Origin of the sequence: Streptomyces sp. CB01373, assembly GCF_002803075.1 — a bacterium.
GTDB lineage: Bacteria > Actinomycetota > Actinomycetes > Streptomycetales > Streptomycetaceae > Streptomyces.
This window is the reverse complement of the sequence record NZ_NNBK01000003.1, coordinates 378,403-392,006: the sequence shown is the minus strand read 5'-3', so window position 1 is coordinate 392,006 and position 13,604 is coordinate 378,403. Positions and strand designations below refer to the sequence as shown.

At 73.7% G+C, this 13,604-nt stretch carries 13 protein-coding genes; 4 read left to right on the top strand and 9 right to left on the bottom strand.

Translation table 11 applies throughout. The annotated features are described in order from the left end of the window. Nucleotides 1-144 precede the first annotated feature (144 nt). Both CG719_RS06570 and CG719_RS06565 read right to left on the bottom strand, forming a co-directional pair. Nucleotides 145-1,383 carry an ROK family protein gene (locus CG719_RS06570; protein WP_100567523.1) on the bottom strand — a complete coding sequence of 413 codons (1,239 nt, stop codon included), beginning with the start codon at nt 1,381-1,383 and terminating at the stop codon, nt 145-147. Between the two features lie 60 nt (nt 1,384-1,443). Continuing rightward, nucleotides 1,444-2,094, bottom strand: a complete 651-nt coding sequence (locus CG719_RS06565) for an alpha-ketoglutarate-dependent dioxygenase AlkB family protein (protein ID WP_100567522.1) — start codon at nt 2,092-2,094, stop codon at nt 1,444-1,446. A gap of 68 nt (nt 2,095-2,162) precedes the next feature. Between CG719_RS06565 and CG719_RS06560 the strand changes: the two genes are divergently transcribed. Beyond that, nucleotides 2,163-3,296 (top strand): methyltransferase, encoded by a 1,134-nt coding sequence (locus tag CG719_RS06560; protein WP_100567521.1) that lies wholly within the window; start codon nt 2,163-2,165, stop codon nt 3,294-3,296. Here the strand turns inward: CG719_RS06560 and CG719_RS06555 are convergent. Continuing rightward, a complete protein-coding gene (locus tag CG719_RS06555) occupies nt 3,286-4,158 on the bottom strand; it encodes a class II fructose-bisphosphate aldolase (RefSeq protein WP_100567520.1) in 873 nt (290 codons plus the stop codon). The genes CG719_RS06560 and CG719_RS06555 overlap by 11 nt on opposite strands. A gap of 38 nt (nt 4,159-4,196) precedes the next feature. Continuing rightward, a complete protein-coding gene (locus CG719_RS06550; protein ID WP_100567519.1) occupies nt 4,197-5,078 on the bottom strand; it encodes an SIS domain-containing protein in 882 nt (293 codons plus the stop codon). A gap of 129 nt (nt 5,079-5,207) precedes the next feature. On the opposite strand from CG719_RS06550, the gene CG719_RS06545 reads away from it, so the two are divergent. Beyond that, complete coding sequence (locus tag CG719_RS06545; protein ID WP_100567518.1) at nt 5,208-5,987, top strand: DeoR/GlpR family DNA-binding transcription regulator; 780 nt, start codon at nt 5,208-5,210, stop codon at nt 5,985-5,987. A gap of 22 nt (nt 5,988-6,009) precedes the next feature. Here the strand turns inward: CG719_RS06545 and CG719_RS06540 are convergent, their stop codons facing one another. Next, the gene (locus CG719_RS06540; protein WP_100567517.1) at nt 6,010-6,390 is read right to left on the bottom strand and encodes a luciferase domain-containing protein; all 381 of its coding nucleotides are present in this window, start codon (nt 6,388-6,390) and stop codon (nt 6,010-6,012) included. Between the two features lie 230 nt (nt 6,391-6,620). Here CG719_RS06540 and CG719_RS37085 point away from each other — a divergent pair, with 230 nt between their 5' ends. After that, entirely contained in the window at nt 6,621-7,193 is a 573-nt protein-coding gene (locus CG719_RS37085; RefSeq protein WP_267895331.1) for an Rv1733c family protein, read from the top strand. Nucleotides 7,194-7,321: 128 nt separating this feature from the next. Continuing rightward, nucleotides 7,322-7,894 carry a MarR family winged helix-turn-helix transcriptional regulator gene (locus CG719_RS06530; RefSeq protein WP_100567515.1) on the top strand — a complete coding sequence of 191 codons (573 nt, stop codon included), beginning with the start codon at nt 7,322-7,324 and terminating at the stop codon, nt 7,892-7,894. Between the two features lie 30 nt (nt 7,895-7,924). On the opposite strand, the gene CG719_RS06525 is transcribed toward CG719_RS06530, so the two are convergent. From CG719_RS06525 to CG719_RS06510, 4 genes are all read right to left on the bottom strand, one after another. Beyond that, nucleotides 7,925-10,435: an ATP-dependent Clp protease ATP-binding subunit gene (locus CG719_RS06525; RefSeq protein ID WP_100567619.1), complete on the bottom strand. Its 2,511-nt coding sequence runs from the start codon at nt 10,433-10,435 to the stop codon at nt 7,925-7,927. Nucleotides 10,436-10,809: 374 nt separating this feature from the next. Then, nucleotides 10,810-11,475 carry a response regulator transcription factor gene (locus tag CG719_RS06520; protein WP_100567514.1) on the bottom strand — a complete coding sequence of 222 codons (666 nt, stop codon included), beginning with the start codon at nt 11,473-11,475 and terminating at the stop codon, nt 10,810-10,812. Then, nucleotides 11,472-12,707: a sensor histidine kinase gene (locus CG719_RS06515; RefSeq protein ID WP_100567513.1), complete on the bottom strand. Its 1,236-nt coding sequence runs from the start codon at nt 12,705-12,707 to the stop codon at nt 11,472-11,474. Before CG719_RS06515 ends, CG719_RS06520 begins: the two co-directional genes overlap by 4 nt. 199 nt (nt 12,708-12,906) lie before the next feature. Next, nucleotides 12,907-13,596, bottom strand: coding sequence for a TetR/AcrR family transcriptional regulator (locus tag CG719_RS06510; protein ID WP_100567512.1), 690 nt, complete (start codon nt 13,594-13,596; stop codon nt 12,907-12,909). Nucleotides 13,597-13,604 lie beyond the last annotated feature (8 nt).

Below are 13,604 nucleotides of genomic sequence, written 5' to 3'. Positions count from 1 at the left end.
CGCGGGAAGTACAAGGGCCCGGTGACCGCACGCCCCGGCCACAGGTCGGGGCGCGGGGGGCATCCGGGGCGCGTGGAGGCGCGCGGTCACCAGACGCCGTACGCGGGCCCGCGCCCCCCGTCGCTCCAGGGCGCCGGGGCCGGTTCAGGTCAGGGCTGTCAGTGGGTCGTCGAGGACCGGTTGCCAGGCCAGTTCGGCGGCGCCGACCAGGCTGTTGTGGTCGAGGGTGCAGGAGAGGACCGGGACGACGCCGCTCTGGCCCCACAGGCTGCGGTCGGCGACGACGGCGCGCAGACGGTCGGGGGCGGCGTCGAGCAGGGTGCGGTGCAGTCCGCCGAGGATGATCCGGTCCGGGTTGAGGATGTTCACCAGCCCGGCCAGGCCCAGGCCCAGGCGGTCGACAAGGGTCTCGACGGCCCCGCGGACGGCCGGGTCGTCGTAGTGGTCGCGGACCAGGTCCTCGGCCTGCCGCAGCAGGGACACCTCGGGGCCGGTCTCGCGGCCGGCGGCGGTCAGGAACGCCAGCGGATCCGTCTCGACGTCCAGGCAGCCGCGGCTGCCGCAGTGGCAGGGACGGCCCTCGGGGTTGACGGTGACGTGGCCGACCTCGAGTGCCAGGCCCGAACTGCCCGTGTGCAGCCGCCCGTCCAGGACCAGCGCGCCGCCGACGCCCCGGTGCCCGGTCGCCACGCACAGCAGGTCACGCGCGCCGCGCCCGGCGCCGTGCCGGTGCTCGGCGAGCGCGGCGAGGTTGACGTCGTTGGCGGCGAAGGCCGGTCCGGTGATCCCGGCGGCGCGCACGTACTGCGCGAAGATACGGCGGACCGGCGCTCCGGCGGGCCAGTCCAGATGGAGCGGGTTGAGGGCGAGGCCGTCCGGTTCGGCGACCGCGGACGGCACGGCGAGTCCGGCACCGACGCAGCGCAGGCCGGTCGTGCGCAGGAGTTCGGCGCCGGCCTCGACGACGGAGCCGAGCACTTTCGCGGGGTCGGCGTCGACGGTCCCGCAGCCGGGCGCGGTCGCCACGATGCGGCCGCCGAGGCCCACCAGCGCGGCGCGGAAGCCGTCGGCGTGGACCTGCGCGGCGAGGGCGACGGGCCCGTCCTCTGCGACCGCCAGGCGGTGCGAGGGGCGTCCCTGGGAACCGGCCGCCGCGGCGGGCCGGGCGTCGACCCGGATCAGGCCCAGCGCCTCCAGTTCGGCGGCCACCGCGCCGGCCGTCGCCCGGGTCACCCCCAGCTCGGCGGTGAGGACCGCGCGGGTGGGGGCACGGCCGGTGTGCACGAGCTCCAACGCGGGCCCGAGCGCGCCGCGCCCCCGGTCCAGCCGTGTCCTGGAGGTGCTCCCTTCCCCCGGCGTCCGGGGGTCCGCCTTGCCGCTCATGGGGGTGAGTCTCCCATGATCCGCACATCCGTCGACCAGCGACTCGTCCGGCGGTCCCGGTCAGAAGCCGCTCACCCTGAGGGTGAGGTTCAGCCGTCCGCTCAGCCCCAACTCGGGCGGTGCCGTGCCCGGATGGACGCGCGGCACGCCGTGGTGGGCGAGGCGGGACGGGCCGCCGAACACGAACAGGTCGCCGCTGCGCAGTTCGACGTCGGTCCAGGGCCGGGTGCGGGTCTCGGGGTTGCCGAAGCGGAACACGCACGTGTCGCCGAGGCTCAGCGACACCACGGGCGCGCCGGACTTCTCGTCGCTGTCGCGGTGCATGCCCATGTGCGCGTCGACGCCGTAGAAGTTGATCAGGGCGATGTCGTACGGCGCCGGACCGGCCGCGCCGGGGCCCAGGGCGTCGCTCACGGCGCCGCGGGCCAGCTCGTCCAGCCATGCGGGGAACGGCTTCACCAAGGCGCCGTCGCCGTCGACGACGGTGTCGGCGTAGCCGTACGGGTACCAGTGCCGGCCCAGGCAGACCTGCCGGGCGGTCATCGTGCCGCCGCCGGGCGTGCGCACCGTGCGCAGGCCGGCCGGCGGGCGGGCCCACTCTCGGCAGGCGGCGAGCAACGCGTGCTGCCGGCCCGGATCGAGCCAGTCCGGCAGGTGCACGGCGCCCGGCGCTATCTGCCTGCGGTCGCGCGGGAACAGCTCGGCGTCCATGGTTCCCATCCTGCCGGACGCGGCGTGCGCTGGGGCTCCGCTAGCCTTGACGGGCGATGAACGACCGTATGACCACACCGTGGGGCGAGCTGGAGCTCGCCCGGTTCCCGCAGGACCCGCGTGACCGGCTCCGGGCCTGGGACGCCTCCGACGAGTACCTGCTGGGGCACCTCGACGAGCAGGGCACCGATCTGTCCGGGACCGTCGTGGTCGTCGGCGACCGCTGGGGCGCCCTGGTCACGGCGCTGGCCGCGCACCGGCCGGTGCAGATCACCGACTCCTTCCTCACCCAGGAGGCGACCCGCGCGAACCTCGCCCGGTGCGGTGCGGAGCCCGGCGCGGTGCGCCTGCTGACCACTCAGGATCCGCCGCCCGGCCGGATCGACGTGCTGCTGGTGCGGGTGCCCAAGAGCCTGGCGCTGCTGGAGGACCAGTTGCTGCGCCTGGCGCCCGCGCTGCACGAGGGCACGGTCGTCGTCGGCACCGGGATGGTGAAGGAGATCCACGCCTCCACGCTGGCGCTGTTCGAGCGGATCCTGGGCCCCACCCGGACCTCGCTCGCGCGACGCAAGGCCCGTCTGATCCTCTGTACGCCGGATCCCTCACTGGAGCGGCCCGCGAACCCGTGGCCGCACACCTACACGCTGCCCGGCGGCATCGGCGCCGCCTCCGGGCGGACCGTCGTCAACCACGCGGGCGTCTTCTGCGCCGACCGGCTCGACATCGGCACCCGGTTCTTCCTTGGGCACCTGCCGGAAGCCGGCGATGCCCGCCGGGTGGTGGACCTGGGCTGCGGCAACGGCGTCGTCGGTACGGCGCTGGCGCTGGCGAACCCCGGCGCCGAAGTGCTTTTCACGGACGAGTCGTTCCAGGCCGTCGCCTCCGCGCAGGACACGTACAAGGCGAACGGCGTGCCGGGGCAGGCCGAGTTCAGGGTCGGCGACGCGCTGGCCGGGGTGCCGGCCGGCAGCGTGGACCTGGTGCTGAACAACCCGCCCTTCCACTCGCACCAGGCGACCACGGACGAGACGGCCTGGCGGATGTTCACCGGAGCGCGGCGCGCGCTGCGCCCCGGCGGCGAGCTGTGGGTGATCGGCAACCGCCACCTCGGCTACCACGTCAAGCTGCGCCGGCTGTTCGGCAACAGCCGGCTCGTCGCGAGCGATCCGAAGTTCGTGGTGCTGCGGGCCGTCAAGAGGTAGGAGCGGTACGGCGTGAGCCGATCACGCCGATGAGGCGTTCCACCTCCCCCACCATGGCCTCGCGGCCCACGCTGAGGTACTTGCGGGAGTCGACGGCCTCCGGGTGGGCGGCGAGAAAGTCACGGATCGCGGCGGTCATCGCGATGTTGAGGGCGGTGCCGACGTTGACCTTGGCGATGCCCCCGGTGACGGCGGCGGTCAGTTCGCCGTCGGGGACGCCGGAGGAACCGTGCAGGACGAGCGGCACGTCCAGCGCTCCGGCGAGCCGTTTGATGAGGTCGTGGTCGAGGGCCGCGGTGCGTTCGGTCATGGCGTGGGCGTTGCCGACGGCCACGGCCAGGGCGTCCACCCCGGAGTCGGCGACGAACGCGTGCGCCTCGGCGGGGTCGGTGCGCGCTCCGGGGGCGTGGGCGTCCAGCGGCGGCGCGCCGTTCTTGCCGCCGACCTCGCCCAACTCGGCCTCGATCCATAGCCCTTGGGCGTGTGCCCAGGCCGCGGCGGCGCTGGTCGCGGCGAGGTTCCGCGTGTAGGGCAGCCGGGAGGCGTCGTACATCACGGAGCTGAAGCCGGCGTCGGCCGCCTGGCGCAGCAGGTCGTCGCTCTGCACATGGTCGAGGTGCAACGCGACGGGTACGGTGGCGCGTTCGGCCGCCGTGGCGGCGGCGCGGGCGAGCGGCAGCAGCCGTCCGTAGCGGAACGAGACGGCGTTCTCGCTGACCTGGAGGACGACGGGTGCGCCGGCCGCCTCGGCCCCGGCGACGACGGCCTCGACGTGTTCCAGCGTGATGATGTTGAAGGCGACGACTGCGGAGCGCGCGGCGGCGGCGCGGCCGACCAGCTCGCCGGTGGCTGCAAGCGGCACGGTCTGTCCTTTCCGGTGCTGGATCGGGTGACGGTGCGTCAGGGAGCGAGGATCACCGAGCGGGTGAGGTGGCGGGGCCGGTCCGGGTCGAGGCCGCGAGCGGCGGCGACGGCGACGGCGAGCCGCTGGGCGCGGATCAGTTCGGCGAGTGGATCGAGTCCGCCCTCGATCCACAACCCGCCCGTGGCGCGGACCTGTTCGGCGAGCCCTTCCGGTGCCCGGCCGAGCATCCAGGTGGCCGTGCCGTCCGTGGTGACGCTGATGGGGCCGTGCCGGTACTCCATCGCCGGGTACGCCTCGGTCCAGGACAGCGAGGCCTCGCGCATCTTCAGCCCGGCCTCGTTGGCCAGTCCGACGGTCCAGCCCCGGCCCAGGAAGGTGAACTGCGCGCAGGCGAGGAGTTGTTCGGGCAGGGGGGCGGACAGGGCCGTGCGGGCGTCGACGACCACCTCGTCGGTGTGCAGGCCGAGGTGGGCGCGCAGCAGGGTGAGGGCGGTGGTCGCGAACCGGGTCTGCACCACGGAGCGTTCGTCCGCGAAGTCCAGGACCACGATCTCGTCGGCGGCTTCCATCACGGGGGTGCCGGGGTCGGCGGTGACCGCCGTCGTGCGGGTGCGTCCCTTCAGCTCCCGCAGCACGTCGAGCACTTCGGTGGTGGTGCCGGAGCGGGTGAGGGCGAGGACCCGGTCGTAGGAGCGTTCACAGGGGAACTCCGAGGCGGCGAAGGCGTCGGTCTCCCCCTGCCCGGAGCCCTCGCGCAGCGCGGCGGCGGCCTGGGCCATGAAGTACGACGTGCCGCAGCCGACGATCGCGACCCGCTCCCCCTGCGCGGGCAGTGCCCGGCCGTGGACGGCGACGTCGGCCGCGACGCGGGCCCAGCACTCGGGCTGACTGGTCAGTTCGTCCTCGACATGGCTCACGGCCCCTCCTCCTGCTCGCACCGGATGCGTTTTCCTGCAAGATAGCGCTGAATTTCGAGCACAATCAAGCATCTTGAGGTGGTCCCGGTGCGTTAGGGTCACGAAGGATCGAGGGAACGGAGAAGGCGCATGTCACGCGACGCCCGCTGGAAGGCGCTGCTGGAGCTGCTCGTGGAGCGCGGCCGGCTGGACGTCGAGGACGCGGCGTCCGAACTGGGGGTGTCGGCCGCGACGATCCGGCGGGACTTCGACCAGCTCGCCGAGCAGCAGATGCTGGTCCGCACCCGGGGCGGGGCCGTGGTGCACGGCGTCTCCTACGAGCTGCCGCTGCGGTACAAGACAGCCCGCCACGCCTCCGAGAAGCAGCGCATCGCGAAGGCGGTCGCGGAACTCGTGGCGCCCGGCGAGGCGGTCGGCCTGACCGGCGGCACGACGACCACGGAAGTGGCCCGCGCCCTTGCGGTGCGCGCCGACCTGGCCGCCGGCTCCCCCGCGCTGACCGTGGTGACCAACGCGCTCAACATCGCCAACGAGCTCGCCGTCCGGCCCCAGTTCAAGATCGTGCTGACCGGAGGAGTCGCGCGGCCGCAGTCGTACGAACTCATCGGGCCGCTGGCGGACGGGGTGCTGAGTCAGATCACGCTCGACGTGGCGGTGCTCGGGGTGGTCGGCTTCGATGTCGCGCACGGCGCGGCGGCGCACGACGAGGCCGAGGCCGCCGTCAACCGGCTGCTGTGCGAGCGCGCCGAGCGTGTCGTCGTGGCCGCCGACTCCAGCAAGCTGGGCCGGCGGGCCTTCGCCCGCATCTGCGCCGCCGAGTCGGTGGACACCCTGGTCACGGACACGGCGGCGGGGCCGGAGACGGTGCGCGCGTTCGAGGAGGCGGGACTGCGGGTGCTGACCGTCTGATAGCGCCGGTCCCGCATCCGGATCACAGCCGCACGAAGCCCACGCCTCGGACGTCGTTGCAGCCGCAGGGGGTGGTCCGGCCGTCGTCCGGCGGCCCCTGCTGGGCCTTGAGCGCCACGCTCGTCAGACTCATCAGCAGATCGACGTCGGCCGAGCCGTCGAGGCGGACCGTCACCCACGAGGAGCCCGGCACGACGCGGACCGCGGCGAAGCGCCGCAGGTCGCGCTCCAGGCGGCGGATCGCCCTGACGGTCAGACGGAGGTCGACGTCCCGGCCGGAGTGGAAGTGGGCGATCTCCCCGCCCGCCGAGCTGAGCGCCTGCCCGTTGCCGCAGCTCGGCACCGCCTCCGAGAGGTCCGGCCAGGTTGCCAGCTGGGCGAGAGCGCGCGCGGCGAGCGTCATGGTTCCATCATGGCGTGCTCACCGTACGGCAACGGCCCGGTGAGAAAGCCTTAACCGATCCGTGTCCGAAAGGCCCGGCGCGGCCCTCGGCCGTGCGTTCCACGACGGTCCCACGAGGGCCGTGTCACCGGCCCCGGCCGTCCCTTTCCGGGCTCCCCGCAGGCCTTGGACCGCCTCTGGGGGGGACACTGGCAGTAGGGACCGTCGATGCTCACGAGGGGGTGTCGAAGGTGGCACGTCGTGCGGGAGTGTGGCTGTGGCGCTGGCGGCGCAATCCGCTCAGGCGCACCAGTGACGTGGTCGAGGCGTGGATCCTGCTCGTCGCCTGGGTCCTGGCCGTGGCCGGCGGTGTCCTCGCGGGCGTGCTGACGGCGGGCGCGATGCAGCAGGCCGCGCAGCGGGTCCGCGCCGACACCCACTCGGTGCGGGCCGTGGTGACACAGGAGGCTGCCCGCGGGGCGGTCCGGCCGGTGGGCAGCGTCCTGGGGTGGGGGACGGTCCGCTGGACCGACGCGGACGGCTCGTCGCACACGGGCCGGACCAGGGTCCCGGTCTCCGCGGCACCCGGCGACCACGTCACGGTGTGGACGAACGGGCGGGACATGCCGGCGCCGCCGCCGGCCTCACCTGCCGACATCGCCTTCCAGACGACCCTGGGCGGCCTCTGGGCGGGAACGACCACCGCGGGTGTCGTCATCGGCGGTGCCAAGCTGGCCCGGATCCGGCTCGACCGCCGGCGCTTCGCCCAGTGGGACGAGGAGTGGGCGCGCGTGGACACGCCCTGGGGATGGAAGACCGGCTGACGGCGGGTGGAGGACGGGGGAAGGCCGCCTCGCCCCGGAACTGATCGCCGTACACGTTGAGCCCGAATGACCCGACGGACGGCACGCCGATCCGCCGGGTTCCCGCGATTCAGAGCGAGGGAGTGCCCGTGCCCGGCCACCGTTCCATCACCGACGCGGAGAGGCTCGCGCAGGCCAAGCTCGGCGGCATCCACCTGCGACGGGAGCAGATGGCGGCGGTCGCCGGCATCCACCGGGCCGCCTCCGCGGTCCGCCAGCACCTGGAGAACTCGGTGCTGCGCGGCTCGGACCTGACCTGGACCGCGTTCGTCGTGCTGTGGGTGGTCTGGGTGTGGGGCGAGTCGGAGACCCGGCACGTGGCCGAGGAGGCCGGCATCTCCAAGGGCACCCTGACGGGCGTCTCCCGCACGCTGGAGTCGCGCGGGCTGCTGCGCCGCACCGGGCACCCCACCGACGGCCGGCTCGTCCTGCTGTCGCTCAGCGCCGAGGGCGAGCAGTTCATGAGCCGGGTCTTCCCCGAGTTCAACGAGGAAGAGGCCTTCGTCACCTCGCGGTTGAGCGGCGAGGAGTGCCGGAGTCTGGCGGAGATGCTGCGCCGTGTGGTCCTCCAGGTCGAGGAGCACGGCGAACAACGCCGCCGGTCGCTGCTGGACGGCGCGGATCCGGCGCCCCGCCGCAGCGGGCGCCGCGCCAAGGGCTGACCCCGGCCGTCCCCGCGCCGGCCTGCCTCATCAGGTCATCCGGCCGGGCACCTCCGGGTGTTCGACCCGGCAGACCAGGGCGTCCTTCACGACGTCCGCGACGATCGTGTCACCGGGGTCGGCCGAATCGCTCAGCAGCAGGGAGGCGATGCGGTTGTCGAGTTCGGACTGGATGGTGCGGCGCAGCGGACGGGCGCCGAACTCGGGCTGGTGACCGTGGGCGATCAGCAGCTTCTTCGCGGCGTCGGTGACCTCCAGGTCCAGGCCCTGCGCGCGCACGCGCCGGCGGCTGTGGTCGAGGAGCAGGTCCAGGATCCGGCCGAGGTCGTCCTCGCTGAGGCCGTGGAAGATGATGATGTCGTCGATGCGGTTGAGGAACTCCGGCAGGAACCGTGCGCGCAGATCCTCCATCAACTGGTCCTTGATCGCGGCGACGTTCCCGTGGTGGACGAGGATCCGCTGCGCGCCGATGTTGGAGGTCATGATGACCACGGTGTTGCGGAAGTCGACGGTACGGCCCTGGGCGTCGGTGAGGCGGCCGTCGTCGAGGACCTGGAGCAGGGTGTTGAAGACGTCCGGGTGGGCCTTCTCCACCTCGTCGAAGAGCAGCACGCTGTAGGGCTGGCGGCGCACCTTCTCGGTGAGCTGGCCGGCCTCCTCGTGGCCGACGTAGCCGGGAGGGGCCCCGACGAGCCGGGAGACGGTGTGCTTCTCCTGGAACTCGCTCATGTCGAAGCGGACCATCCGGTCCTCGTCCCCGAACAGCAGCTCGGCGAGCGCCTTGGCCAGTTCGGTCTTGCCGACCCCTGTGGGGCCGAGGAACAGGAAGGAGCCGACGGGCCGGTTGGGGTCGCTCATGCCGGCGTGGCTGCGGCGCACCGCCTGCGCGATCGCGGTCACGGCCTCGTCCTGGCCGACGACCCGTGAGTGCAGTGCGTCCTCCAGCTTCAGCAGCCGCTGCTTCTCGCTCTCGGTGAGCTGGGCGACGGGAATGCCGGTGCGCCGGGACAGCACGTCGGCGATGTCGTCGACGGTCACCTCAAGCACGCCCTCGCGGCGTTCGGCGAGCCCCTCCAGTTCCGTCTCCGCCTCGGCGATCCGGTCCTTGATCTCGGAGGCCCGTTCGAAGGCCTCCGCGGCGACGGCCTGGTCCTTCTCGCGGCGCAGCTTGGCCAGCCGGTCCTCGCGCTCGACGACCTCGGTGGACCGGCCCAGGGACCGCAGGCGCACCCGGGCGCCGGCCTGGTCGAGCAGGTCGATGGCCTTGTCGGGCAGGAACCGGTCGGTGACGTAGCGGTCCGACAGCTCTGCCGCGGCGACGAGGGCGTCGTCGCTGTAGCGGACCTGGTGGTGGGCCTCGTAGGAGTCGCGCAGCCCCTCCAGGATCTGCACGGTCTCCTCGACGCTCGGCTCGGGCACCATGACGGGCTGGAAGCGGCGCTCCAGGGCGGCGTCCTTCTCCACGTACCGCCGGTACTCGTCGAGGGTGGTGGCGCCGACGACGTGCAGCTCACCACGGGCGAGGGCCGGTTTGAGGATGTTGCCCGCGTCCATGGCGCCCTCGCCGGTGGCACCGGCGCCGACGACGGTGTGCAGTTCGTCCAGGAACAGGATCGTCGACTCGGAGGCCGCCTTGACCTCGTCGATGACGTTCTTCAGCCGCTCCTCGAACTGGCCCCGGTACTGGGCGCCCGCCACCAGGCCGGTGAGGTCCAGGGCGACCACGCGCTTGTTCTCCAGGGTCTTCGGCACGTCCTCGTTGACTATGCGCTGGGCCAGCCCCTCGACGATCGCGGTCTTGCCGACGCCGGGCTCGCCGATCAGCACGGGGTTGTTCTTCGTGCGGCGGGAGAGGACCTCGACGGTCTGCTCGATCTCCGCGGCCCGCCCCACCACCGGGTCCAGCTTCGCGGCACGGGCCTCCTCGGTCAGGTCTCGTCCGTACTGGTCCAGGGTCGGGGTGTTGCTCGGGGGTTCGGCGCCGCCGGGTGCCGTGTCGGGGCGGGAGGCGGTGTCGGCGCTGCGGCGCAGCTGGTCCGTCTCGATGCCGTGGGCGCTGAGGGCACGTGCCGCCGCGGCGCCCGGGGTGTCCAGCAGCGCGCCGAGGATGTGCTCGGGGCCGATGTACGACACTCCGGCCGCCCGGGAGTGCTCGTAGGCGCGCAGCAGCACCCGCTTGGCGGCCGGGGTGAGGCCGGGCTGCGCGGAGGGGATGCCGCTCTCGCCGGGCAGCGCCTCGGCGAGGGCCGCGCCGAGGCGGTCCGGGTCGGCTCCGGCCTGGGCGAGCAGGCCGCGGGCCGGCTCCACCTGTGTGCACGCCCAGAGCAGGTGCTCGGTGTCCAGGTCGGAGCTGCCGTCCGCGGCCGCCCGCCCGGTGGCCTGGTTGATCAGCTCGCGCGCGGAGTCGGTCAGCAGCCGTCCGATCGGCACCCGCTGCACCTGCGGGGGCGCCGCGCCCGGCGTCATGCCGAAGAAACGGTTGAGGATCTCGGAGAACGGGTCCGGGCCGCCGAAGGAGGCGCCGAAAGGGGACATCGTCATGATCGCCGTCCGGAACGTGGGCAATGAGTCACCTTCCAGCCCAACCCGCCGAATGGAGTATCGCAACGCGACCTACGCCGGTCCAGTGCAGTTGCCTCCGACGGAGACCGCGGCGCACCCTCCCGCCCGGGCCTGCCGCCGGACCGGCACCCACGCCGAGCGGACGGGCCCGGCACCGGGGCTCCGGCGTGCCCGGGGGGCACGGCGGCTGCCGTGGCGCGGGCACGGTGCGCAGCCGGGCCGCAGGCCCCGCACCCGCCGCCCCACCTCGCCCGGGGGCGACGCCGAGGCCGCTCGCGGCGGCGCCCCGGACACGTTCAGGATGGCCTCCGCATGGACGGCGCCGACGAGCCGCCGCGCGCCGCTGCGGGTGGTCAGCCCAGCCAGCCCGGGCGTACGAGGCCCGATTCGTAGGCCAGGACGACCAGTTGGGCACGGTCGCGGGCGCCGAGTTTGACCATGGTGCGGCTGACGTGGGTCTTGGCGGTCAGGGGGCTGACGACGAGGCGGCGGGCGATCTCCTCGTTGGACAGGCCGATACCGACCAGGGCCATCACCTCGCGTTCGCGTTCGGTGAGCTGAGCGAGGGCGCCGGCGGCGGCCGGTTCCTTGGAGCGGGCGGCGAACTCGGCGATCAGGCGCCGCGTCACGCCGGGAGAGAGCAGGGCGTCGCCGTCGACCACCGCCCGTACCGCGCGCAGGAGTTCGTCGGGTTCCGTGTCCTTGACCAGGAAGCCGGAGGCACCCGAGCGGATCGCCTCGAAGACGTACTCGTCGAGCTCGAAGGTGGTGAGCATGACGACCTTGACGTCCTTCAGCCGCGGCTCGCCGGTGATGCGGCGGGTCGCGGCGAGTCCGTCGAGCAGCGGCATGCGGATGTCCATGAGCACCACGTCGGGGCTCAGCTCGCGCACCTTGCGCAGGGCCTCCTCCCCGTCCGCGGCCTCCCCGGCGACCTCGATGTCCGGCTGGGCGTCGAGCAGCGCCTTGAAGCCCGCCCGTACCAGCGACTGGTCGTCGGCCAGCAGTACCCGTATCACCGGTTCTCCTCCTCGGTCGTCAGGGGCAGTACGGCCAGCACCCGCCAGCCGCCGTCGGGGCGCGCGCCCGCGTCGATGGTGCCGCCGAGCGCGGCGGCCCGCTCCCGCATCCCGGCCAGGCCGTTGCCGCTGCCGCCGGCGTCCGCCCCGGTGGCGGGCCCGTCGTCGTCGACGCGCAGCCGCAGCGCGCGGCGGTCGTGGCCGAGGAGCACGCGCGCGTGCCGCGATCCCGAGTGGCGTACGACGTTGGTGAGCGCCTCCTGAACGATGCGGAAGGCGGCGAGGTCCGTGCCTGGTGGCAGCCGCGGCGGCGCCCCCTGCACCTCGACGGTGAGCCCGGCTGTCGCCGCCTGGTCCACCAGCTCGGACAGCCGGCCGAGGCCCGGCGCCGGAGCACGGGGGGCGTCACCGGGGGTACGCAGGGTGTCGAGCACCTGACGCACCTCCCCCAGCGCCTCCTTGCTGGCCGCCTTGATGGTGGCCAGCGCCGTTCGCGCCTGCTCCGGGTCGGTGTCCAGCAGGGCGAGGCCGACGCCCGCCTGGACGTTGATGACGGAGATGCTGTGCGCGAGGACGTCGTGCAGCTCGCGGGCGATCCGCAGCCGTTCCTCGTCGGCCCGCCGCCGGGATGCCTGGGCGCGCTCGGCGCGTTCCTTGGCCCACTGCTCGCGGCGCACACGGGCCAGCTCCGAGACCGCGACGACGGCCACCACCCAGGTGGCGACGGCCAGTTCCTGTCCCCAGGAGGCGGCGGTGTCCCCGGGCGGGGGCAACCATCGGTACAGCCAGAGCGAGATCAGCGCGTGGGCGGCCCACAGGGTGCCCAGCGCCGTCCACGCGGCCCTGCGGTGCCCGGCGACGACGGCGCTGAAGCAGCTGACCACGACGGCCAGGAAGACGGGTCCGTACGGGTATCCGGCGGCGTAGTAGACGAGGGTGGTCGCGGCCGTGCCGCACACCACGAACGCCGGATACCGCTTGCGCCACAGCAGCATCCCCGAGGTCACGAGCAGCAACGCGAGCCCGAAGGCGTCCAGGGGCTCCCGGTGGCCGTGCTGGTTGTGGGCAGAGAAGTGGGTGCCGACCAGCACGAAGACGGTGAACAGCGCGGTGGAGAGCCACGGCCGATGACGGCCGGGCTCCGCCTCCTCGTCGGCGGCACGGTGCCACCACGGGGGGCCGTGCCGCCACCACTGCGGCGGGCCGCCCCGGCGTACGCGCTGCTCCGTCATGACCGCCACGCTAGACGCCGGCGCCGCCGGGGGCGTCAGCCGAACGAGGTGATCACACGTACTCCCCGGGAAGTACGCCCCCCGGTCCCAGCCCCGCGCGGACTCCCGAGACGCCTTCCCGGCGCGGACTCCCGGAACCCAGCCCCGCGAATCCACGACACGTCGCACCGCGCAGGTTTCCGGCCGGTCCCTGCTGCGGTCAGGCCCTCAGCCCGATTCCGTGCGCGAGTCGCGTCACCGCGTGCCGGAAGAACGGCTCGCGGTCCTCCACGACCCGGTTGAACTGGCCGAACAGCTCGAACCCGACCAGCCCGAAGAGCTGCGCCCACGCGGCGACGAGCGCGGGCCCCACCTCGGGTGGCAGGCCGGGCGCCAGGTCCGCGGTGATCCGCTCGGCCTCGCCCCGCAGCTCGGCGGGGAGCGGCGGCCCGGTCAGCCCGTCCCGTTCATGGGCGTCGCGCACGATGCCGATGAGGACCAGACCGGCGCGGGCCGCGGCCGGGACGGTGGTCATCGGGGCCGTGTAACCGGGCACGGGAGTGCCGTAGATGAGGGCGTACTCGTGCGGGTGCGCGAGCGCCCAGCCGCGGACCGCCTCGCACACTGCGGTCCAGCGCGCCAGGGGCTCGGCGCCGGCCGCCTCCGCGTTCGCCGCCTCCGCGGCCTCGCCCACGGAGTCGTAGGCGTCGATGATGAGCGCGGTCAGCAGGTCGTCCCGGCTCGGGAAGTACCGGTACAGCGCGGAGGAGACCATGCCGAGCGCGCGTGCCACGGCACGCAGCGAGAGTTTCGCGGCGCCCTCGGCCGCGAGCTGTCTGCGGGCCTCGTCCTTGATCGCGGCAGTGATCTCCGTCCTGGCCCGGGCGCGGGCTCCCTGTGCGGTGCTCATGCCGACCA

Excerpts from the sequence above, each read along its gene's own strand:
- CG719_RS06560 (WP_100567521.1), top strand. The coding sequence starts at position 2,163 with ATGACCACACCGTGGGGCGAGCTGGAGCTCGCCCGGTTCCCGCAGGAC.
- CG719_RS06515 (WP_100567513.1), bottom strand. The coding sequence starts at position 12,707 with ATGACGGAGCAGCGCGTACGCCGGGGCGGCCCGCCGCAGTGGTGGCGG.
- CG719_RS06545 (WP_100567518.1), top strand. The coding sequence starts at position 5,208 with ATGTCACGCGACGCCCGCTGGAAGGCGCTGCTGGAGCTGCTCGTGGAG.
- CG719_RS06525 (WP_100567619.1), bottom strand. The coding sequence starts at position 10,435 with ATGACGATGTCCCCTTTCGGCGCCTCCTTCGGCGGCCCGGACCCGTTC.
- CG719_RS06570 (WP_100567523.1), bottom strand. The coding sequence starts at position 1,383 with ATGAGCGGCAAGGCGGACCCCCGGACGCCGGGGGAAGGGAGCACCTCC.
- CG719_RS06565 (WP_100567522.1), bottom strand. The coding sequence starts at position 2,094 with ATGGACGCCGAGCTGTTCCCGCGCGACCGCAGGCAGATAGCGCCGGGC.
- CG719_RS06510 (WP_100567512.1), bottom strand. The coding sequence starts at position 13,596 with ATGAGCACCGCACAGGGAGCCCGCGCCCGGGCCAGGACGGAGATCACT.
- CG719_RS06540 (WP_100567517.1), bottom strand. The coding sequence starts at position 6,390 with ATGACGCTCGCCGCGCGCGCTCTCGCCCAGCTGGCAACCTGGCCGGAC.